Genomic DNA, 19,269 nt, shown 5'->3' with positions numbered 1-19,269 from the left:
TTCACGGCCCTGTCGTAAATCACAGCGTTGACTGGTGTTGTCGATTGGGCGACAGGGCCAGCGCCAGCTGAGTGCGGTTATGCATATGGGTCAGGCGCAGGACTTGCGAAACATACAATTTGACGGTGTTTTCCGTGATGCCCAGTTCGCAGGCGATCTGGTAATTGGTCTGGCCTTTGCTCACCAGCCGGGCGACGGCAAGTTGCCTGGGCGATAGCTGGGCGAACAGCTTGTTCTCGGCGTCGCTGCCGTGTGGCTCCCGGGCGTCCTGTTTTTTATCCAGATTCTTGTAGAGATCATCGATGGATGCCGCCAGGTACTGGAGTTTTTCGTTGAGCAGCCCTAGCTGCTGCAGATTTTTTTGCCGTTCCAGCAATGCCAGTTCCTGGGTCTGGATGCCCTGCAGCAGTTCGTTGAGATCGACGGGTTTCTGGTAGTAGTCGGCGATACCGGCGCGCAGTGCCTTGATGACGTCTTTCTTCTCTGCAAGCCCGGTCAGCATGATGGCCTCGAACAGGTGTTTCTTGCCGCCTGCCAGCTTCATGGCTTCGACCATCTCGATGCCGTTCATGTCCGGCATGTCCAGATCGCACAGTACGATGCCGATGCTGTCGTCATTGCAGAACTGTTCGACGGCTTCGGCCCCTGAGTGGCACGGAATACAGTGATAGCTGTTGTTTTCGAGGAAGTCGCTCAGTTCTTCAACGATAAGGGGCTGGTCGTCGACAACCAGCACTTTGACGGCTGAATACATGTTCACGCGCTACTCCATGCTGGCGGGCCTCAACTACTGACCGAGGCCGGTCCATATCAGCAAAACACGATTTACAATTTACCGTAGTCGTACTTTCCAACTATGTACATAGCGTTAGTCTGCCATTCGACTAGTGGATGCACAGTGCTGCCAACAAGAAGCCGACAAACAGAAAAGGCGAGAAGGGCTGTTTATTTGTCGTTTCGGCATTCATGTAGAAATAGCGTTGTGTAAACCGTTGTCCCAAAAGGGGCCAGACTTTTTGACGAATGGCCAGCCATATCAGCATGGCCAGTGCCGCACCGATGAAAGTGCCCAGCAAGAGCAGGCTGCCGCTTGCCAGAGCCAGCGCTGACAGCAGCTTTACATCGCCTGCGCCCAGTCTGCCCATGGCATAGCCGGGCAGCGTCAGCACTACCGCCAGTAAAAATGCCCAGCCGGCGTCGGCGGATTCGGATCCCAGCCAGGTATGGCCGCTATACAGTAGATAAATCAGCGCCAAGACAAAGCCGCCCAACGTCAGCCAGTTGGATATCTGTCGTTGGCGAGCGTCTTGTTCTGCACATATGGCGAGCCAGATGAGTAGGAAAATTAATTCCATTGTATAAAAAACATCCTGTTTTTCTGAAAGATCCTATGCTGTCTAAAAGGTAGTAAATGTCAGGATGAACGTCGACATGCCAACAACCTTTCGTAAATTCTCTCGGCGAAAGCAGAAGGGTGCCGCTGCAATAGAGTTTGCCGTGGTGTTCGTTGCGTTCTTCGCTGTTTTCTATGGCGTGGTCAGCTACAGCCTGCCCTTGCTGATGGTGCAGTCTTTCAATGCTGCCGCCAGTGAGGCCGTGCGCCGTAGTGTCGCGCTGAGCCCGACCGTGGCCAATTACGACACCTTGCTGGTTACCCAGGCCCGTACCGTCCTGACCAGCCAACTGGCCTGGATGCCTGCCGGGCTGAATTTCACTGCCTCCGACATGACGGTGAGTTACACAGCGGGCGTCCTGACGGTGAGCATTCACTACCCCAAGAGCAAACTGACCAGAATTCTGCCGGTGTTGACCCTGCCAGGAATCGGCGAAGTACCGAACCTGCCGACCAACCTTTCTGCCCGAGCGAGTCTGCAACTTGTCCCTTGATAAAACACGTTTGAGTCGTTGGCTGGGGCGCTCCGATGCGCCGACCGCCCCACCACCCGTGCCAGCGACAGTCGAACCCGAACCGATTGGCGCCGATCTCTATCTGCTGCTCGATGGCGAGGGGCGCGTGCAGGACGTCAGCCAGCATCTGCTCTCGCGCCTGGGAATCTCGGCACAGAATGTATTGATGCAGCGCCTGATGCATCTGCTGCTGCCCAACAGCGCCCTGGTGATCGAGGGTGTGCCGTCGGAGTGGGTGGGACATATGCTGGATCTGGACTTCAAGAGTGCCGATGCCCATACCCTGCATGCACGCGGCTGGGTTCAGGCCCATGGCAAGGGCTGGCTGTTGCAGTTGCTGGATATCAGCGACCTGATGGAGGAGGCCAGTGCCGCCCGCATTCGTCAGCAGTGCCTGCGCCTGGCCGGGCAGATTGCCGAAAAGATACGGGTCTGCAATATCGAGCGACTGGCTGCCGTAGTGACCGAACAGCTTGAGGAACTGGCGCAGCTCTGGCACATCCCCTGCGTGGCTCTGGCGCTGCCGGAGATCAATGGTGTCGGCTGGCGAGTCTATGCCCAGTATCACGCCCATACCGCGCCGGAGTTATGGCAGGTCGGTCAGCGCCTGGGTGTGGAACTGGACAGGCTGGATGCCAACATCAGCCATCAACTGGCGTTTGGACCCGGTACGGGGTTTGCGCAACTGCAAAGCGCTTTCGGCAATGCCGACGGTTTTGTCATGCCTCACAGCCGTGAGCGCGTGGCCAAGGCCTGGCTGATGTTCGGTTTCTACAATGCACAGCAGCAGGCGCCGGATCTGGGTGAGCGCGAATGGCTGAATCTGTGTTCGGCTCTTGCCGGCCCGGTGCTGTTCCGTTTGTCGGAGCAGCACAACCGGCATCATGTCGAACGGCTGGCGGTGCTTCAGGATTTGCTGGGGACCGGCTGGTGGGAGTTGTTGCCGGGGAGCGACGAGATTCTGCTGGCCCCGCAACTGGCGCGCAGCTTGCGCCTGAGCGACAGGGTCGACCGTTTGCCCCGTCAGGACTGGCTGGCGATGATTCACCCCGCCGACCGTCAGGAACTGTCTACACGCCTTGTCCAGTTGCGTGACAAAGGCACGCCGATGCTGCTCTGTGTGCGCCTGTTGCAGGCAGACCCGGCGCAGGAAAATATCTGGTTCCGTATTCAGGGGCAGGCCTTGATCAGCGGTCAGGTGCAGCGGGTACTGGGGTTCATGCTCGACGTGAGCGATATCAAGAACCAGGAAACCGAAGCGGCTGCCGCCCATGCACGGCTGGACAACCTGATTGCCAGTTCGCCAGCGGTGATCTACGTCCAGCGCTATGACCATGGCAACCTCGAACCCAGTTTCTTCAGCGACAGCCTCACGCCTTTGCTGGGCTGGACACTGGCCGATTGTGTCGACGGGCAACTGGCCGGGTACATCCACCCAGACGATCAGGACATCTGGTTCGATCGCAACCGGCAGTTGTTGCGCGAAGGCTTTGTCAGTCGTCGTTACCGGCTGCGGGACAAGAAGGGCGACTATCATTGGTTGCTGGATGAAGCGCGCCTGCTGCGTGACGACCTGGGCATGCCGGTGGAGGCCGTGGGCCTCTGGCTGGATGTGACCGACGCGACCCTGGCGGCCGAGCAGGTGCGCAAGAGCGAGGAACGCTACCGGATTCTGGTGGAAGACTCGCCTGCAATGATCTGCCGTTACACACCGGATCTGGTGCTCAGCTTCGGCAACCGTCCGCTGGCCAATTACATGGAGTGCACGCCGGAGCAACTGACAGGCATCAATCTGGGCGACTGGCTTTCCGATGAGCAGCGCGAGGCCTTCAAGAAGCGTATTGGCCTGCTGACGCCCGAAGCGCCCATGAGCACCGAGGAAATCTGCATCGAACTGCCTGGCCGTGAGTATGCCTGGTGGGTATGGGCCGATCGTGGCGTCTTCGACGAGGACGGCAAGCTGATCGAAATTCAGGCGGTAGGACGCGATAACACTGATGTGCGCCGCTCGCGGATGCAGCTGAATCAGAGCGCGAAAATGGCGACCCTGGGCGAGATGGCGACCGGTCTGGCCCATGAGATCAACCAGCCGCTCAATGTCATGCGCATGGCGGTGGTCAACGTGCTCAAGCGTCTGGGCAAGGGCGATATCGATATCGAATACCTCACTGAGAAACTCAATCGCATCGATACCCAGGTTCAGCGTGCGGCGCGTGTGGTGGACCATATGCGGGTGTTCGGTCGTCGCTCGGAGATCGAAGAGCAATTGTTCAACCCGATCCAGGCCGTGGAAGGGACGATCTCGATGCTCGCCGAGGGCATGAAAGGCAAGGGCGTGCAGATCCGCATCGGAGAAATGTGCGCCACAGTGCAGGTGCGCGGGCATGTGGATCAGTTAGAGCAAGTGCTGATCAACCTGATGGTCAACGCCCGGGACGCCTTGCTCTCGCGCCGGGAAAAGGACCGCGACTTCGAGCCCTGGATCAGCCTGGGAGTGGAGGAAGACGAGAACATCATTCGCCTCTCGGTTCAGGACAACGGCGGCGGCATCGATCCTCGTCTGCTGGAGCGGATTTTCGAGCCGTTCTTCACCACCAAGCCGGTGGGCGTCGGCACCGGCCTGGGATTATCCGTCAGCTATGGCATTGTCGATCAGATGGGCGGGCAGTTGAGCGTCAGCAACGTCGATGAGGGCGCAAGGTTCCAGATCGAGCTGCCGATTTTCAAGCACGACTAAATGACCAGCGTGGCCTGACCGAAATTACAGCTGAGGTTGCCGCCCACCTCGGCTGGCGACAGGGTCAGGCCCAGCGCGTCGATCAGCGGGTCTACTACCGATGTCAGCAGTGGCCTGAGGGTGCTGGCGACAATGCCGTCCAGGCTGGTGGTAATTGCTCCCAGCAAGGAGGCGGCACCGGTGATCACATTGCCCAGGCCGTTGGGGCTGGTGGTCGAAGGTCTGTAGACACTGACCCTGGCGCTGGAGATGACGCCGTCGAGCAATGCGCTGGGCATGACCGCAGCTGCGGGGTCCAGGGGGAAGTAGGGGGAGCTGCTGACCTCCGGAAGATTGGGTGAGCTGAAGCTACTGTTGGTCGAAGAAGAACTTCCTCCCACTGGCGACTGATTGACAGGATCAAAGCTGATTCCTACGCCTCCACCGCCAAAGGGGACACGTGCACTGCAGTTACCCAGCAGGCCCAGAATCTTCTGGCAGGTCTGGGTCCCGATATCGATCACCGGAATGGGAAGGGCGGTAATGGCAGAAGGATCGGTGCTGGCCGGAAAGGCTCCTGCGCTGTCGATCAGGCCGATCCGGGTGCTGAGCAGCGCGGTATCGGTGTGAATGCTCAGTGTCTTGCTGGTGTTGCTGGTGCAGGTATAGCCGGTGACGTAAGTGTCGGCACTGGCCAGTGAAATACTCAGATCGATTCTGGGGCCGGCGCTCGAGGATGAACTCGACGTCAGCAGCTTGATGTCCGAAACCATGCAACTGGTCAGGCCGATGGCGCAAGTGGTCGAACCCAGCAGTCCGGCCAGGTTAAGGCTCAGGGCACTGTTGAGGACCGGGGTGAGGCTGCTGACCAGCGAGGTAGCGGTATTGACCAGTGGGGTAATCGCTCCGAGCACCGGCAAGTTGATCGACACCAGGGCACGCATTTGCGCGGTGCGCACATAAAGTCTGTTAGCGCCGGTTTTGGGGTTGAGAGGGTCGATCTTGCTGGGGTCGCCAACCGCTGACAGTTGCGGTGGCTCGACGACCTGAATCCTGGTGGTGACCTGCGCCAGCCCGGCAAGATTGATCTGTGCCGCTGCCGACACGCCGTTCTTGTCATTGGCCAGTTGCGCAAGGCCTTGCACCAGGTCGATCAGGCGCAGGCTGGTATTGAGTGCCGCGATATTCGTGCTGCCTTGTACCGACAGCAAATCCCCCAGCAGTACCGTGGTCGCGCCAGCGGCGACCTTCAAGGCTCTCAGCCCGGCAATGGTGGCGGTGGCGCTCAGGGTTCCGGCAGGGTCCAGCACATTGATCGCGGTCTGGATCAACTGGCTGACTGCGACATTGCTGTTCAGCACGTCGGTGTAGCCTACGGCGTTGATGTTCAGGTCGGTCTTGAGCCGGTCCAGATAATTGAGCACGCTCAGGTCGGTACTCGCGATGCCTTGCCAGTTGGCGACACTGAGGTTCAGGGTGCCGCCCAGCAGGCTGCCGATCACGGGGTTGAGAAGCGCGGCCTTGGTGCTGTCGATGGTCATCGCGGCGCTGCGGATGGTCAGAGCTGCCAGTGGCGGTGTACCTGCCGCGACCGCTGTGGCACTGAGTTGAATGTTTGACGGAGTCGGGGTGCTGTCGAAAAGCGCCGCAATGCCTGCCGCGATGCTTCTGGGCACTGCATGTGTGGCGACGACCCTGATGGCTTCCGACTTGGTGGCGTCGGCGGTAAAGGTGCGCCGGCTGTCTGCATCCAGGGTCAGTGTGCCGCAGTTGATCGTCAGCGTGCGACTGTCGGTGCCCGCCACGAAACTGTTTCGGGTAGAACTCTGGTTGGCGAAAGTGGAGGCACTGCTTCCCGGGCTGCAGGTGCCCTTGCGGCCAGCCGCTTCCAGTGCGGCCATGTCCGCTATACGTTGCAGCGAGCGCTTCTCCAGATACAGCCTGCCACTGTCGATGACCAGCAACGTGCACAACAGGGCAAAACCCAGGGTCAGTGCAGCCAGCAAGCTAATGGCACCACGTTGCCGTATCGGTAGCCCGGCATAACGATTCAGGGGAGACATCAGCACTCCTTCGGCCAAGCCGTCGCTTACTCGCCTGTGTGCAAAGGAGTGTAGACAAGGCCTGGTCAGGCTGCCCGATGCGTGGGAGCGGATTCATCCGCGAAAACGGCTCAGCGCGGCGGATACTGCTCCAGAATTCTGGCCACGGTATTGCGCACGGCAGTGTCCCGGGCTCCCGGGTTTGCTGCGTTATCGCTCAGGATACGTTCGGTGCTGCCGCGCCAGACCAGTTTGCCGTCCTTGCCGTCGAACAGGTCGATCTGCAAGGTCGTGACCTTGTAATCCACGCTACGGGTTTCAGTGGGGAACGGGCCGCCCCAGTAGCCATAACTGCCCCAGGGGCCCCAGCCTGCATTGTTGTTGGTGCTGACCAGTTGCTGACGGTTCTCGACGATCAGCCAGGCTTGCACCCGCAGGTCGGCGTTGGTTCCACTCGGGGCCATGCGCAGGCCGCGCTGGTCCAGCTGGTCGCCGATCGCCTGGCGAATGCGTTGTTCGGTCAGGTCACTCCTGATGCGAGGATCTTCGGGCTGATACTGCACGCCGGGCTCTTTCCAGCTCCAGCTGCGATAGCCGCCGAAATCCCGCTGGGCATCGAAGTCACGGTTGATCTGACTGGTCTGGCAGGCGCTGAGCAGCATGACCAGTGACAGCAAGGCTAGGCGGCGAAACATGGCAGTTCTCCGAAAAGGTTACGAAGGGGGATACGCCGTCAAGGCTTGTTGTACCGCCTGACGCAAGGCTTTGCTGCGCGACGCTTCATCGCCACCGCTGCCGGTGTCGGCGCTGGCGCTCCATACCGGCTGACCGGTGCGGGCATCGAACATGTTGATCTGCACCACCATCACGTTTACCTGATAGGTGCGTACTACCGGGACGCTGGCGTAACCGCCATAGCCATTGCGATAACCGTTGTAGCGGCCATAACCCACGCCGCCATAGTACGGGTCGGAATAGTCTTCGCGCACTTGCCTCAGTCGGGTTTCCTGACGAATCGATGCGCTGACATACACGTCTGCCGGTTGACCGTTGCGATTGGGGCGCAGCCCGCGCTGGTCCAGGCCATTGCTGACGGCATCGGCGATCTGCGCCGAATCCATCCACGCCGTGCCCGGCGGCAGATGACCGTCGAGCCAGGCCCAGTTTCGATAGCGGCCGTAATCGCGCGGTGCTGCCGGATAGGCGCTCATGTCCAGGGTCCTGGCCGCTTGCGGTGGGGCAGGCGGTATAGGCGCTGAACTGGCGACATACGGGTTGTTGCTTTGGCAGGCACTCACGCTCAGGCAGATGGCGATCAGGGCGAGGCGGCGTTTCATGATGGTCTCCGCGTGGTTTCAGACCGGACGGCATATCCAGTGCAGGTAACGACCCAGACCTGCAAAGCCCGGATGGCGTCGATGGGCCAGTTCCATCTCCAGCAGGTCTTGCAGTTCGGCCCGCGCCTGGAATTCGACCGGCATGTAATCGTGGAACACTCGTACGCCACTGCGGGTTTCGACCTGCCACAGGCCTTCGAGTTGCGTTGCCAGTTCCCGAGGGTCGAGGGGCTGCTGTGGCGTCAGGCTCTGCTTTTCGCCTGCCATATCGTTCTTGCGCATCTTGCGAAAGTGCCCTTTGAGCAAGTTGCGATAGATCAGCGCATCCCGGTTATAGAATGCCAGCGACAACCAGCCATCGGCCTTGGTCAAACGATGCAGCACCGGCAGGATGGCATGGGGTTCGGCCAGCCACTCCAGCACGGCATGGCACAGCACCAGGTCGTAACGCTCGGTCAGCAGCCCCGGCAGATCCTGCCAGGGTGCCTGAATGAAGGTCGCGTTCTGTCCGGCTTCGGCAAAGCGCTGGCGTGCGCCTTCGAGCATCGGTTCTGCCGGTTCGGCCAGGGTGACTTCATGGCCGCGCTCGGCCAGCCACAACGACATGTGCCCAAGCCCTGCACCGATATCCAGCACGCGCAACGGACGCTCGGGCAGCGCTTCGGCAAGGTCGGCCTGCAACACGGCAAGGCGGATGGCACCCTTGGCGCCGCCGTAGATCTTTTCTGCAAAACGAGTGGCCAACTGGTCGAAATGACGATCACTCACTTGGCGAATCTCCGTTCGCTGTCAGCCAGCTTGCTGCGCACGACCTCTTCCATGTCCAGCCCGAGTTCGCTGCACAGAAGCAGCAGATACAGCACGATATCGCCGACTTCCTGACCTGCATGGGCCAGCTTTTCCGGTGGCAGTTCGCGGGACTGATCCTCGCGCAGCCACTGGAAGATTTCCACCAGCTCGGCCATTTCCACGCTGGCGGCCATGGCCAGGTTCTTGGGGCTGTGAAACTGTTTCCAGTCGTTCTGATCGCGAATGCTGTGCAGACGCCGGGTCAACTCGTCGATGTTCATGATGCTCTCCTGAAGGCGCATAGCTTCAGGGGGAACCGGACTTCAGGCAAGTCATTCACAGATGAAATCGTTACAGCGGCTGCCAGCTTCCGATCATGTGCACGATGCCTTGTTGACCTTCTACACGTAGTTGACCATGGGAGCCGGCCTCGCTGGCCGACAACACGACCTCGGCCGGCAGGCGGACCGGCTTCTGGAACTGCACGCTGATTTCAACGTTGGAAGCCGGCAAGTGATCGTCCAGGGTCGCCAGTGTCTGGGCCTTGAGCCACATGCCATGGGCGATGGCCCTGGGGAAACCGAACAGCTTGGCACTGGGCGCGCTCAGGTGGATCGGGTTGTAATCGCCGGAAACCCTGGCGTACTGCCTGCCGATATGCGACGGCGCCTGCCAGTGGGCCAGTTCGCTCATCGCCAGTGGAGCAGGCTCGAAATCGCCGCTGACCTCGCCTTCCAGTTTCACACCCTTGCAGAGCATGGTGCTTTCTTCTTCCCAGAGCAGCCCCAGGCCATCTTCGACCTGAGTGATCAGGCTGAATGTCGCCCCTTTGGCGTGGGGTTGCAGGTTGTCGGCCTGGACACTGATATACAACTGACTGATGCCGCCCAGAGGGCGATGAATCCGGATGCGGTTGGCAATGTGGATCAGGCCCAGCAACGGGAACGGAAACTCCCGGGAAGTCATCAACTGCATCTGCAGCGGGAAGGCGAGTATGTGTGGGTAGGTCGGCGGCAGGAGGCTGCTCTCCTTGAAACCACAGACACTTCGATAGGCCGCCAGCTTGTCGGCATCCACCGACATCCAGCTGCGCAGGCCGAGGTCAGGCAACTGGGTCCCGGTGACCTTGCGTCGCAATGCCGCCTGGATGAACAGGTTGGACAGAGGTTGAAGGGAGTCCAGGTAGCGCCAGTGAGCAGTCATTATCCATCTCCTTTAATAACGAATGCGGGCTCATGCCCCAATCAGACTTTGGCCACAGACACGCAAGACCTGGCCGGTCACTGCACCGCTGCCGGGCTGGCTCAACCATGCAACGGCTTCGGCGACGTCCTGGGGCAGACCGCCCTGACCCAGCGAGTTCATGCGTCGACCCGCTTCACGCAAGGTGAAAGGCATCGCTGCAGTCATGTGTGTTTCGATAAAGCCGGGGGCCACGGCGTTGATGCTGATACCGCGCTGGCGCAGTGACGGAGCCATGGCTCTGGCGAAACCCACCAGGCCAGCCTTGCTGGCACCGTAGTTGGTCTGTCCGCGATTGCCTGCCAGGCCGCTGGTGGAGGACATCAATACCACTCGAGCGTTGTCGTTCAAGGCTCCGTTATCCAGTAACGCCTGGGTCAGCGTCTGTGGCGCTTCGAGGTTGACTGCCATCACCGAATCCCAGAAATCCTCGGGCATGTTGGCCAGGGTCTTGTCCCGGGTAATACCGGCGTTGTGTATGAGAATGTCGATGCTGCCCTGCAGGTGTTCCAGCAAACGTGCGGCGGCATCCGGGCTGCAGATATCCAGAACCAGTGCCTGACCACCCAGCCGCGCCGCCAGGGCTTCCAGATCCTGACGGGCCTGTGGCACATCCAGCAGCACGACATCGGCACCATCGCGAGTGAGGGTCTCTGCAATCGCGGCACCGATGCCTCGTGCTGCGCCTGTGACCAGAGCCTTGCCTCCGGCCAGCGGGCGGCTCCAGTCGTGCACCTGTGCCGTGGCCGGGCTCAGGCGGATGACCTGACCGGAAATGAAGGCACTCTTGGGCGACAGGAAAAACCGCAGCGCACCTTCCAGTTGATCTTCCGCTCCTTCGTCTACCTGCAACAGTTGCAGGGTGCCGCCGTTGCGCATCTCCTTGGCCAGCGAGCGGCTGAAGCCTTCGACGGCCTGTTGGGTGCTGGCAGCCAGAGGATCATCGAGCGTTCCGGGAGCACGGCCGAGAATGACCACGTGAGCGCATTGATCCAGATTGCGCAGCAGTGGCTTGAAGAAATCGCGCAACTGCGTGAGTTGCCCGGCACGAGTGAAGGGACTTGCGTCAAACACCACGGCCTTGAGTTTAGGGCTCTGTTCGGCGACCCAGGTACTTGCGCCGGGGATATCACTGCCAAAGCTGTAGAGTGAATCGGTCAGGCGCTGGGCGAAGAGTCTGATGTGATCGGCCAGCGGTCCTGCGCTGATCAGCAGTGTGCCGTCTACAGGCCGCAAGCGTCCGGCTTGCCAGCGCTCCAGGTGCGTCGGGTTCGGAAGACCTACGGCTTTCACCAAGCGCCGACCCACGTCGGAATTGGCGAAATTGATGTAGCGATCTGACGACATGGAACACTCTCCTTGAATCGGGGTTCAAAGACATGGACCACACTGAAGCGAGATTTGTTCTTGTTTCAGCACGCTGTTCATCACCTGCCCAGACAACGTTTGAAGAAAAGGGAGTTTTTCATGACGCAGCTACGTCGTGTCGCCATCATCGGTGGCAACCGGATTCCATTTGCCCGTTCCAGCGGCGCATATGCCACTGCGAGTAACCAGGACATGCTGACGGCCGCGCTGGAGGGCTTGATCGAGCGCTTCAACCTGCATGGCCTGCGTCTGGGCGAAGTGGTTGCCGGTGCAGTGCTCAAGCACTCCCGTGATTTCAACCTGACCCGTGAATGCGTGCTGGGCTCGCGTCTGTCGGCACAAACACCGGCTTACGATTTGCAGCAGGCCTGCGGCACCGGCCTTGAGGCGACCCTGCTGGTGGCCAACAAGATTGCTCTGGGGCAGATCGAGTGCGGTATCGCTGGCGGTGTGGACACGACGTCCGATGCGCCTATCGGCGTCAATGAGGAGTTACGTAATATCCTGTTGCAGATCAATCGCAGCAAGACCGGTGCCGACAAGCTCAAGGCTCTCCTGCAATTGCGTCCTCAGCACCTCAAACCGGAACTGCCTCGCAATGGCGAGCCCCGCACAGGCTTGTCCATGGGCCAGCATTGCGAATTGATGGCGCAGCATTGGGGGATCGAGCGCGAGGCTCAGGATCAACTGGCACTGGAGAGCCATCTGAAAATGGCAGCCTCTTATGCCGAGGGCTGGCAGAACGATCTGATGACGCCTTATCTGGGCCTGACCCGCGACAACAATCTTCGCCCTGATCTGACTCTGGAAAAACTGGCGAGTCTCAAATCTGCATTCGAGCGCAGTGCCAAGGGCACTTTGACAGCCGGTAACTCTACGCCGCTGACCGATGGCGCCTCGCTGGTGCTGTTGGCCAGTGAGGAATGGGCCAAAGAGCGTGGCTTGCCCGTGCTGGCCTATTTGCGCGACGGTGAGACGGCCGCCGTCAACTTCGTCAATGGCGAAGAAGGTCTGCTGATGGCCCCGGCCTATGCCGTGCCGCGCCTGCTGGCGCGCAACGGTTTGACGTTGCAGGATTTCGACTATTACGAGATCCACGAAGCTTTCGCGGCCCAGGTGCTGTGTACTCTCAAGGCCTGGGAGGATCCCGAATACTGCAAGACTCGTCTGGGGCTTGAGGCGCCTCTGGGGTCCATTGATCGTAACAAGCTCAATATCAAGGGCAGTTCACTGGCGGCCGGACATCCCTTTGCTGCAACAGGTGGCCGAATCGTTGCCAACCTGGCCAAGTTGTTGGCCGTTGCAGGGCAAGGCCGTGGCCTGATATCGATCTGTGCCGCAGGCGGGCAGGGCGTTACCGCGATTCTGGAGCGCTGACACAGGCCCCATCGCGAGCGCTCTGCTCGCGATGGGGCAGGTTTCAGAAGTCGAGGCTCAGTGCCACGCTGACGCCTTGTTGAGTCGTGTCATCATTCTTGCGCCAGTTGTAGCCAGCGCGCAGTGTCAGGTCGCGGCTCAGTTGCTGGCTTACGCCAAGGGTGGCACGGTTCAGATTGCGTTGTGGCGTGTAGCCTTCAAGGGTGAAATCAAGACCGGGCACGCTGTTGAGTGCCATGGTCACGTTCTGCCGATCTTTTTCAAATTCCCGTTCATGCGCGAACTCGCCCCATATCCGGGTCGAGGAAGTCAGCTCGAACGCGGTCTGCAACCCCACGCCCGCGCGCCGGGATTTGCGGGTCTGATCGCTGAAGGTCAGGGCTGTCGAACGGCTGCTCTGCTCCGAGTAGCCGTCTACGTCGATGTGCGCATAATCGGCGCTGACAAAAGGTGACAGGTGCCAGCGGCTCGCCGACCCCGCAATATCAAAACCGAGTCGTGCGCTTGCGGCCCAGAGCTTGCCATCGGTATCGCCCTTTTCCTGTCCCTCGCCAGCGCCCAGCGCGAACTTGCGCTCGGCCTTGTCGTAATCCAGATGCCCGCCGGATGCGGACAGATCGCCCCACCAGTGGTTGGCCTGATACTGCACAAAGGCTGTGGCGATGTAGCTGTTGAGCCGGTATTCCGAGTCTTGTGCGCCGGCCTCCAGACTTTGCCGATACGCTCCGCCCACCAGCCCGGCCCGCCAGTTTTCGGCGAACCGGTAGCTGCCGCCGACCGTCAGGTTATAGCCACGGCCATCGGCTTGTGCGGAGGTGTCCTGAGCATCGAAGTCGATCTTCTGTCCACCGGCAGCAAGGATGCTGCGCCACTGGCCAACGCCCTGCCAATTGCCCAGATCGCCGAGCCACTGGGAACGAAGTTCATCCTGTTGGGTGCGCAAGGTGCCGAGGGCCATTTCCGGCAGCAGCGTGGCTTCCCAGGGCGCGGCCAATAGCGAATAGGCGTAGTCGGCCAGCAGGCGCTGGGCGGCGGTGGTGGGGTGCACGCGATCGTTGAAGAACAGCCGGTCCGGGTCCGGCGTGGCGCTGTTCAGGCCATAAGTACTGTTTTCGTCGCAGCCTGAGCCATTGAAGCAGGTGCCTACCAGGTCCTGATCCGCTGCGAAGCCGAAGCGTGCCGGGTTGGCCAGGGTTTCACTGATAAACAGCGGTACGTTGAGCGGGATGATCTGGGCATCGATCTGCTGCAGGCGACTGATCAGTTGCTCGTTGAAGTCGGCGCTGAGGGCCGAGGTGATCGGTTGCAGGATGGTGCCACTCAGGGCGGGGGTCTGGCCGATGTCCGGCAGCAGCCAGACCATGATGTAGCGCGCCCCGGCCTGTTGCAGGGCCTGGACGCTGTCGGCCAGATTGTCGGCGGCATCCGCTGCATCACTGCTGCTCAGCACCCGGCTTTGCAGGAAGTCATTGCCGCCTCCCGTCAGGTAATACAGCGCGTTCGGGTCTGCTTGAAAGTTGAGGCCTGGCAGATAACCGGTCCGGGTTCGTAGCACGGTGCCGCTGTTGGGATCGACCACACTGGATTGAGAGGTTATGGCGTCGAAGATCTGATCCGTGCGGTCTCCGCCCACCGCCCAGTTATTGCCGTCCGGTATCCCCAGCGCCGCATTGACCGCAGACGTGGAGGCGTTCAGGTCACGGCCAGGTATGTTGAGCAGCGTACCCAGTATCGTCGAGGAGTTCAGCCCGATGATCTCGCCGCTGCCGTCCTGATAGGTCGGCCCGACCCGGTTGGTAAAGCGCAACGTTGCGCCTGCCGGCCCATCCTGATCCGGAAACTGTCCGGCATCGGCCAGGCTGTCGCCAAACACGACCATCGTGGAGTAAGGCATGGGGGCTGCAAATGTCGAAGTGCAGGCCAGGGTGAATAAACATGCCGCCAGGGGCATGCGCAGTGATATTCCGGTCATGGAAAAGCCCTTTTTATTGTTTTGTCACTGTAGGGACCCTAGCAAGCATCCTCGCCACTTCCAGAACTGAAAGGACTTACCGCCCAGTGGTGCTGGAACGGATCGAAAATCCTGAAGGGGGTGTTTCCGAAGGTTTACAGAAATCACATCGCTGCGGCTCACGCAGATGATGTGCTTGAGGCCGCGTCTGTGAGCTGCCCGGCGATGCTTTATGTACAGGGGAGGCTGGTGGCGTACGTACAGATTTTTTCGAGAAATTATCCATAACCTTGCAACACCTTTGAGATTTGGAAGTGCTGTTCAGTACTCCCAGGTTTCCACGGTTCTGGTGTGGGAAAGCGGATATTGAAAGCATGAATTGCGAAGGCGTGACATGACTATAGAGCTGCCTGATATCCGTATATACAGATGTACCGTCACTCCAAATCGCAGCGGGTTTGGCTTTATCACCAAACCCGGCTTACTGGCATTTCCATTCACATCACGCTGCCTGTTCGTGTGCGATTGCATCCAGGTAGGCGGCTAGTTCGTGCAGGTACACGAAGGGATGGCCCTGACGTGTGCCGCCGGTGCGGTTGACTTTCAAGGCGATACGCCCGGCGTTGATCTTGCGCAGCAGATTGCGGTCGTTCGAGATGTGCGAGAAATACCGCTCCCTGACTGCGCTCAAGGTTGGGCATGGGGTGGCGAACTCTTTGCGAAGCAGATCCAGTGTGTTGGTCATGGTCGATTACTCCCTGTGGGTAAAAGTCTGAGTCATGTTTCGTCTCTTTCCCACGGGCCATCGTGTCTTCAAGTGTTGCCTGGATGGCTCGGTCATCTGCGATGAGAGACGTGAGACAACAATACGATATGTATTGTAGGTGCGCAATACGTTTTGTATTTTAAATCTACGATCTGTATTGGCTGTCGTCTTCGTATTCCACATACCAGGCGAGATGCAGGGTGTCGTTTGCACTGTCTCGGGTGACGGTGACGCCTTCGGCTTCCATGAGTTGCTCGGCGATCTGCTCCCAGTGCAGAAGCGACTCGCCGGGTTCCCTGTGCAGACGAATCTGGTGTTCGATCTGAGCCTGGGGACTGGTGATGAGTGCTTGAATACGCTGCACCAACGCCAGATAAGCATCTTGCTGCGCGATATCAGGTGTCCGGGAAGACATGTTTCAATTCCTTTTTATACTGTATGTGCATACAGTAATTCAGGAGTTTTTCCTACGCAACAGCGAAATGTGTCCTGCCTGCAAGGCGCAGAAAGAATGCAAATGACGAAAACAGAAAAGCCCCGAAGATTCGGGGCTTTGGTCTGGAAAGCTTGAGCTAGAGCCGCATCGTCATCTGTCTGATGACGCCGATCAGCTTGCAGTCTTCCGTGATGGGGATCGTTGGATAGGCTGGGTTGAGGGGTTTGAGGAAATAGCGACCGGCATCCTCCACCAGCTTCTTGAATGTGGCCTCGTTACTCTCGGGCAGCTTGGCAATCACCAGCTTGCCAGGGGTTGGCTCAAGTCCGGTGTCGACCAGAATCAACATTCCTTCCGGAATGCTCTGACCTGCCGTAGCGGTCATGGAGTCGCCGCGCACCACCAGCCAGAAGGCACGGCCCTTGGCCTTGTAGTCAGTGAGTTCAAAGGTATCGGAGTAGCCCGCCGGGTAAGGCTCGACGGCTTCATTCCAGCCGCCTGCTTCTACCCAGCTGATCACCGGGTACCGATAAAAGCGCGAGGGTTGAACGGTAGGCGCAACGTTCTGTTGCCCCTGCTCATGGGAAGGGAGCGACGTTGCAAGAATGGGTAGCCCCAGCTCGCTCAAAAACCGGTTGATCACATCGATCTTCGGTTCACGCTTTCCGTTCAGCCAATGCCCTACGGCACCCGGTGTCACACCCATTCGCTCAGCCATTTCTTCCTGGCTGATTGACTGGTTGTCCATGGCTTGCCTGGCGATTTCATACCATTTCTTCATGCGCGAAATACTACAGCCTGTATGGGGTTCGACAATCGACACAGTGTAGTGTGTTTTTCTGGATTTAAAATACAAAATGTATTTTACTCGCAAAATAAACAATCTGTTTAATGGCGAGTGATCAAGATGATTGATGAAGTCGAAGCGGTAATGGTGAATTGGGGCGAGCAGCGGATGCGGGTTGGCCTGGGTGGGGGGCTGAGCAGCCCGATGGCAGGCATCATGGAATGGGGCGCTTATATTCCGCGTCGCACGCCGGGCTCACGAGCCTTGATCGGTAATGGCAGCGGCATGGATTACATCGGTAGCGAAGTCGAGGCTGCCGTGGCGGAGTTGGCACGTGGCTCGGCCAAGAGCAGAGGCCCCGAGTTGGCAAAGCTGGCGCAATACCGTTACGTGGATTTGTTGCCTGCCCGTGAGCAGATGCGCCTGCTCGGCATCAATGAGGGTGCCGACAGGACCTATCGCAACTGGGTGGACAAGCTGCACCGGCAGGTGTTGTCGATTCTGGCGGCTCGCAGTGCAAGTCGTGGTGGAAAGGACAAGGTTCAGGCTAGCGAGGTGTCAGGCCGCAAGGCGGGTTAAGTGTTGCTTTGAACCTGCTTGCCAGAATTGCCTTGTGCACTGGCGAACGTAGATGTACTTCACGGCCATTTCTGAGCCGTGTTCTATAAGAGGGACGCTGCTCCCTCGCTTCTTCTCCTTCTATCAACCTCCCCGTCCCGCATTTGTGCAGACTGTGTGGGAGATTCTTTGAATGTACACACCTCTCGCGAATGAATTCGCTCCTGTGCGGACCGGTGTTGTGCCTTGTTCGATAGGTGTTGATCGACCCACGAAAGGTCCAGCGAAATACCGTTTATCCGGGGCAATTGTCGAAGTCTGGCTGAACTCCGGTTGAAGTCTGGTCGAACTCGTCCCACCCCCAAAAAGGCCCTTTTCATCCTTTCCGGCGGGGGGTACAAAGGCACCACGATATGCGATTTGCGTCTGGGGGCAGCAACCTGGAACGTACTTCAAAACAACCTATTGTCAGGTTCTGGTCTTGCATCCAACCCCGCTTCGGCGGGGTTTTCTTTTTCTGCAAAGGCCAGCTTCAGAGACTCATGCCGATGTTGAAAGACTTCAGATGCGGTAAATGCAAAAGACTGCTTGCCCGAATGGGTGAGTACACCGAACTCCAGATCAAGTGTTCCCGATGCGGAACATTGAATCATGTGAAAGCCACGAGCCTCGAGTCATCGCCGTTGAGCGACATGTATGCGGAGTTTTCCGCGATTACTCATTTGACTTAATGAAAGGTGACATATGGAAGCAGTAAAAGTAGGAGAAAATTTCACTACCGTTTATCCAACCCGGATGACTCAGGTTGTTGATCCCGCAGCGAACACGGCGGGGGTGTATCTCCGAACGGCGACTCTGATTACAGGCGGCGGAACTATTAGTCTTTACACCAGCCGTACTGCGCCAACCAGACTTGGGGATCCTTCGGTGGCAACCATTTTTGGTGGCATGGCTGGCAGTAACAACTTGCAGTATCAGTTGGCTTATCCGCTGTTCATTCCCGCCGGCTATGGCCTCTGGACCATGTCCAATATTGCAGGAGCAGCTATTGCGCTGACTTGGGACTTTGCAGTCTGACGCAATATTAGTGCAGCAGGCCCTGGCTTCTGCTGGGGCCTTTGCATGCTGTTTCTTCGGTCTGGCTTGTTTGGCATCAAACATTCCTGAGCAATAAATCATTGCGCTCGGAAACTCTCTTTTTTCAACCCTGCTCCCTATGGCCGCCTTTGTGCGGCCTTTTATTTCACGCATTTTATTCACGGAGTACCGATGGACCCTACTGACCTAGGCCCAGGCACAGCTACCTGGCTGGGCGGGACCGGCACCATCCTGCTTGGTGGTTTTTTATGGCTGCGCAAGTTTCTTTCCAGAGACGCCGCCGACCGGGCAATGGACAACGCCGATATCGGCACTGTCCGGCGTCTGAATGAATTGCTCGATTCCGAGCGTGAGGCTCGCAAGGAGGCTGAAGCCCGGGCTGACCAGTTTGCCAGGGAGCGTAACGAACTGGCTGCTGCGGTGGGCCGGATGGAAGGCAAGGTTGAAGTCCTGACCAGCCAGATTTCCCAGCTCACTGAAAAGGTGACGACGCAAAGCGCCGAAATTGCCCGGCTGCGTTCTCAATTAGGAGGTTCCACGGATGGACAGATGCGCAATTAACTTCATAGCCCGCCACTGGTGGCGTCGGGTGGAGATCTGGGTGATCGCCGCCTTGCTGGCGGCGGGCAGCCTGACGCTGGGGTTTCAGGCCGGGCAATGGTCGGCCAACTCCGAGCACACCAAGCAACTGGCCGAAGTACGTCAGGCATACGACGCGGCCATGGGCAAGCGGGATATCAGCCTGGTCAAGCTGGCGCAGAGCGCAACTCAGGCGGTAGACAAGGCCGAAAGTGCCGCATCGGCGGCGACCGAAGCGGCCAATACCGCCAGCCGTGCGGCTGACAAGGCCGATGCGGCGCTTAGCAAGGCCAGACAGTAACCCTTCGATATCCG

Annotated in this window: 22 protein-coding genes; 8 read left to right on the top strand and 14 right to left on the bottom strand. The window is 59.0% G+C overall.

All coding sequences use genetic code 11. From position 1 onward, the window contains the following. Nucleotides 1-19: 19 nt before the first annotated feature. Both JSY17_RS21625 and JSY17_RS21620 read right to left on the bottom strand, forming a co-directional pair. Nucleotides 20-760, bottom strand: coding sequence for a response regulator transcription factor (locus JSY17_RS21625; RefSeq protein ID WP_404823364.1), 741 nt, complete (start codon nucleotides 758-760; stop codon nucleotides 20-22). Between the two features lie 124 nt (nucleotides 761-884). Beyond that, a complete protein-coding gene (locus tag JSY17_RS21620; RefSeq protein WP_206402924.1) occupies nucleotides 885-1,355 on the bottom strand; it encodes a prepilin peptidase in 471 nt (156 codons plus the stop codon). Nucleotides 1,356-1,431: 76 nt separating this feature from the next. Here JSY17_RS21620 and JSY17_RS21615 point away from each other — a divergent pair, with 76 nt between their 5' ends. Together JSY17_RS21615 and JSY17_RS21610 are read left to right on the top strand one after the other, a co-directional pair. Further along, complete coding sequence (locus tag JSY17_RS21615; RefSeq protein WP_117183401.1) at nucleotides 1,432-1,887, top strand: TadE/TadG family type IV pilus assembly protein; 456 nt, start codon at nucleotides 1,432-1,434, stop codon at nucleotides 1,885-1,887. Beyond that, nucleotides 1,877-4,645, top strand: a complete 2,769-nt coding sequence (locus JSY17_RS21610) for a PAS domain-containing sensor histidine kinase (RefSeq protein ID WP_200998681.1) — start codon at nucleotides 1,877-1,879, stop codon at nucleotides 4,643-4,645. Before JSY17_RS21615 ends, JSY17_RS21610 begins: the two co-directional genes overlap by 11 nt. Here JSY17_RS21610 and JSY17_RS21605 read toward each other — a convergent pair. From JSY17_RS21605 to JSY17_RS21575, 7 genes are all read right to left on the bottom strand, one after another. Then, on the bottom strand, nucleotides 4,642-6,687 hold the full coding sequence (locus JSY17_RS21605; RefSeq protein ID WP_200978570.1) for a TadG family pilus assembly protein: 2,046 nt from the start codon (nucleotides 6,685-6,687) through the stop codon (nucleotides 4,642-4,644). The two genes, JSY17_RS21610 and JSY17_RS21605, sit on opposite strands and share 4 nt — an antisense overlap. A gap of 110 nt (nucleotides 6,688-6,797) precedes the next feature. Next, nucleotides 6,798-7,361: a DUF4136 domain-containing protein gene (locus tag JSY17_RS21600; RefSeq protein WP_122372150.1), complete on the bottom strand. Its 564-nt coding sequence runs from the start codon at nucleotides 7,359-7,361 to the stop codon at nucleotides 6,798-6,800. A gap of 18 nt (nucleotides 7,362-7,379) precedes the next feature. After that, a complete protein-coding gene (locus JSY17_RS21595; RefSeq protein ID WP_117185394.1) occupies nucleotides 7,380-8,003 on the bottom strand; it encodes a DUF4136 domain-containing protein in 624 nt (207 codons plus the stop codon). A gap of 18 nt (nucleotides 8,004-8,021) precedes the next feature. Continuing rightward, entirely contained in the window at nucleotides 8,022-8,771 is a 750-nt protein-coding gene (locus tag JSY17_RS21590; protein ID WP_117167754.1) for a methyltransferase domain-containing protein, read from the bottom strand. Beyond that, a complete protein-coding gene (locus JSY17_RS21585) occupies nucleotides 8,768-9,073 on the bottom strand; it encodes a MazG-like family protein (protein WP_117167753.1) in 306 nt (101 codons plus the stop codon). Before JSY17_RS21585 ends, JSY17_RS21590 begins: the two co-directional genes overlap by 4 nt. Nucleotides 9,074-9,143: 70 nt before the next feature. Further along, nucleotides 9,144-9,995, bottom strand: coding sequence for a MaoC family dehydratase (locus JSY17_RS21580; RefSeq protein ID WP_206402925.1), 852 nt, complete (start codon nucleotides 9,993-9,995; stop codon nucleotides 9,144-9,146). A gap of 30 nt (nucleotides 9,996-10,025) precedes the next feature. After that, nucleotides 10,026-11,381 (bottom strand): 3-oxoacyl-ACP reductase, encoded by a 1,356-nt coding sequence (locus JSY17_RS21575; protein ID WP_206402927.1) that lies wholly within the window; start codon nucleotides 11,379-11,381, stop codon nucleotides 10,026-10,028. Nucleotides 11,382-11,501: 120 nt separating this feature from the next. Here JSY17_RS21575 and JSY17_RS21570 point away from each other — a divergent pair, with 120 nt between their 5' ends. Next, on the top strand, nucleotides 11,502-12,779 hold the full coding sequence (locus JSY17_RS21570) for an acetyl-CoA C-acetyltransferase (protein ID WP_200978561.1): 1,278 nt from the start codon (nucleotides 11,502-11,504) through the stop codon (nucleotides 12,777-12,779). A 43-nt stretch (nucleotides 12,780-12,822) separates the two neighbouring features. Here JSY17_RS21570 and estP read toward each other — a convergent pair whose 3' ends face one another. The 4 genes from estP to JSY17_RS21550 all read right to left on the bottom strand — a co-directional run bounded on the left by estP (nucleotide 12,823) and on the right by JSY17_RS21550 (nucleotide 16,680). Next, nucleotides 12,823-14,751 carry an esterase EstP gene (gene estP, locus JSY17_RS21565; protein ID WP_206402928.1) on the bottom strand — a complete coding sequence of 643 codons (1,929 nt, stop codon included), beginning with the start codon at nucleotides 14,749-14,751 and terminating at the stop codon, nucleotides 12,823-12,825. A 481-nt stretch (nucleotides 14,752-15,232) separates the two neighbouring features. After that, nucleotides 15,233-15,475, bottom strand: coding sequence for a pyocin activator PrtN family protein (locus tag JSY17_RS21560; protein WP_025262105.1), 243 nt, complete (start codon nucleotides 15,473-15,475; stop codon nucleotides 15,233-15,235). Nucleotides 15,476-15,641: 166 nt separating this feature from the next. Beyond that, complete coding sequence (locus JSY17_RS21555) at nucleotides 15,642-15,911, bottom strand: DUF1654 domain-containing protein (protein WP_117167747.1); 270 nt, start codon at nucleotides 15,909-15,911, stop codon at nucleotides 15,642-15,644. Between the two features lie 157 nt (nucleotides 15,912-16,068). After that, complete coding sequence (locus JSY17_RS21550) at nucleotides 16,069-16,680, bottom strand: LexA family protein (RefSeq protein ID WP_183134036.1); 612 nt, start codon at nucleotides 16,678-16,680, stop codon at nucleotides 16,069-16,071. 159 nt (nucleotides 16,681-16,839) lie between these two features. Between JSY17_RS21550 and JSY17_RS21545 the strand changes: the two genes are divergently transcribed. Further along, a complete protein-coding gene (locus JSY17_RS21545; RefSeq protein ID WP_206402930.1) occupies nucleotides 16,840-17,298 on the top strand; it encodes a hypothetical protein in 459 nt (152 codons plus the stop codon). A 431-nt stretch (nucleotides 17,299-17,729) separates the two neighbouring features. Here JSY17_RS21545 and JSY17_RS25760 read toward each other — a convergent pair whose 3' ends face one another. Beyond that, complete coding sequence (locus tag JSY17_RS25760) at nucleotides 17,730-17,930, bottom strand: hypothetical protein (protein WP_232849596.1); 201 nt, start codon at nucleotides 17,928-17,930, stop codon at nucleotides 17,730-17,732. Here JSY17_RS25760 and JSY17_RS21540 point away from each other — a divergent pair. The 4 genes from JSY17_RS21540 (at nucleotide 17,874) to JSY17_RS21525 (ending at nucleotide 19,255) form a co-directional block, all read left to right on the top strand. Continuing rightward, nucleotides 17,874-18,008 (top strand): Com family DNA-binding transcriptional regulator, encoded by a 135-nt coding sequence (locus tag JSY17_RS21540; protein ID WP_232849585.1) that lies wholly within the window; start codon nucleotides 17,874-17,876, stop codon nucleotides 18,006-18,008. The two genes, JSY17_RS25760 and JSY17_RS21540, sit on opposite strands and share 57 nt — an antisense overlap. Before the next feature lie 13 nt (nucleotides 18,009-18,021). After that, nucleotides 18,022-18,354 (top strand): hypothetical protein, encoded by a 333-nt coding sequence (locus tag JSY17_RS21535; protein WP_117167745.1) that lies wholly within the window; start codon nucleotides 18,022-18,024, stop codon nucleotides 18,352-18,354. A gap of 192 nt (nucleotides 18,355-18,546) precedes the next feature. Then, nucleotides 18,547-18,936, top strand: coding sequence for a chemotaxis protein (locus tag JSY17_RS21530; RefSeq protein ID WP_117167744.1), 390 nt, complete (start codon nucleotides 18,547-18,549; stop codon nucleotides 18,934-18,936). Continuing rightward, the gene (locus tag JSY17_RS21525; RefSeq protein WP_117167743.1) at nucleotides 18,917-19,255 is read left to right on the top strand and encodes a hypothetical protein; all 339 of its coding nucleotides are present in this window, start codon (nucleotides 18,917-18,919) and stop codon (nucleotides 19,253-19,255) included. The genes JSY17_RS21530 and JSY17_RS21525 overlap by 20 nt, the downstream gene beginning before the upstream one ends. Nucleotides 19,256-19,269: the final 14 nt, after the last annotated feature.

The sequence above is a fragment of the Pseudomonas capsici genome, assembly GCF_017165765.1.
In the GTDB taxonomy this organism is placed as follows: Bacteria; Pseudomonadota; Gammaproteobacteria; order Pseudomonadales; family Pseudomonadaceae; genus Aquipseudomonas; species Aquipseudomonas capsici.
The sequence above is the reverse complement of the archived record's forward strand: the minus strand, read 5'-3'. Positions and strand labels throughout refer to the sequence as shown.

Bases quoted from the DNA above. Each gene is read 5' to 3' on its own strand.
- JSY17_RS21620 (WP_206402924.1), bottom strand. From the start codon at position 1,355: ATGGAATTAATTTTCCTACTCATCTGGCTCGCCATATGTGCAGAACAA.
- JSY17_RS21530 (WP_117167744.1), top strand. From the start codon at position 18,547: ATGGACCCTACTGACCTAGGCCCAGGCACAGCTACCTGGCTGGGCGGG.
- JSY17_RS21525 (WP_117167743.1), top strand. From the start codon at position 18,917: ATGGACAGATGCGCAATTAACTTCATAGCCCGCCACTGGTGGCGTCGG.
- JSY17_RS21585 (WP_117167753.1), bottom strand. From the start codon at position 9,073: ATGAACATCGACGAGTTGACCCGGCGTCTGCACAGCATTCGCGATCAG.
- JSY17_RS21550 (WP_183134036.1), bottom strand. From the start codon at position 16,680: ATGGACAACCAGTCAATCAGCCAGGAAGAAATGGCTGAGCGAATGGGT.
- JSY17_RS21560 (WP_025262105.1), bottom strand. From the start codon at position 15,475: ATGACCAACACACTGGATCTGCTTCGCAAAGAGTTCGCCACCCCATGC.
- JSY17_RS21535 (WP_117167745.1), top strand. From the start codon at position 18,022: ATGGAAGCAGTAAAAGTAGGAGAAAATTTCACTACCGTTTATCCAACC.
- JSY17_RS21555 (WP_117167747.1), bottom strand. From the start codon at position 15,911: ATGTCTTCCCGGACACCTGATATCGCGCAGCAAGATGCTTATCTGGCG.
- JSY17_RS21570 (WP_200978561.1), top strand. From the start codon at position 11,502: ATGACGCAGCTACGTCGTGTCGCCATCATCGGTGGCAACCGGATTCCA.
- JSY17_RS21595 (WP_117185394.1), bottom strand. From the start codon at position 8,003: ATGAAACGCCGCCTCGCCCTGATCGCCATCTGCCTGAGCGTGAGTGCC.
- JSY17_RS21545 (WP_206402930.1), top strand. From the start codon at position 16,840: ATGATTGATGAAGTCGAAGCGGTAATGGTGAATTGGGGCGAGCAGCGG.
- JSY17_RS21575 (WP_206402927.1), bottom strand. From the start codon at position 11,381: ATGTCGTCAGATCGCTACATCAATTTCGCCAATTCCGACGTGGGTCGG.
- JSY17_RS21615 (WP_117183401.1), top strand. From the start codon at position 1,432: ATGCCAACAACCTTTCGTAAATTCTCTCGGCGAAAGCAGAAGGGTGCC.
- JSY17_RS21600 (WP_122372150.1), bottom strand. From the start codon at position 7,361: ATGTTTCGCCGCCTAGCCTTGCTGTCACTGGTCATGCTGCTCAGCGCC.
- JSY17_RS21605 (WP_200978570.1), bottom strand. From the start codon at position 6,687: ATGTCTCCCCTGAATCGTTATGCCGGGCTACCGATACGGCAACGTGGT.
- JSY17_RS25760 (WP_232849596.1), bottom strand. From the start codon at position 17,930: ATGATTCAATGTTCCGCATCGGGAACACTTGATCTGGAGTTCGGTGTA.
- estP (WP_206402928.1), bottom strand. From the start codon at position 14,751: ATGACCGGAATATCACTGCGCATGCCCCTGGCGGCATGTTTATTCACC.
- JSY17_RS21540 (WP_232849585.1), top strand. From the start codon at position 17,874: ATGGGTGAGTACACCGAACTCCAGATCAAGTGTTCCCGATGCGGAACA.
- JSY17_RS21580 (WP_206402925.1), bottom strand. From the start codon at position 9,995: ATGACTGCTCACTGGCGCTACCTGGACTCCCTTCAACCTCTGTCCAAC.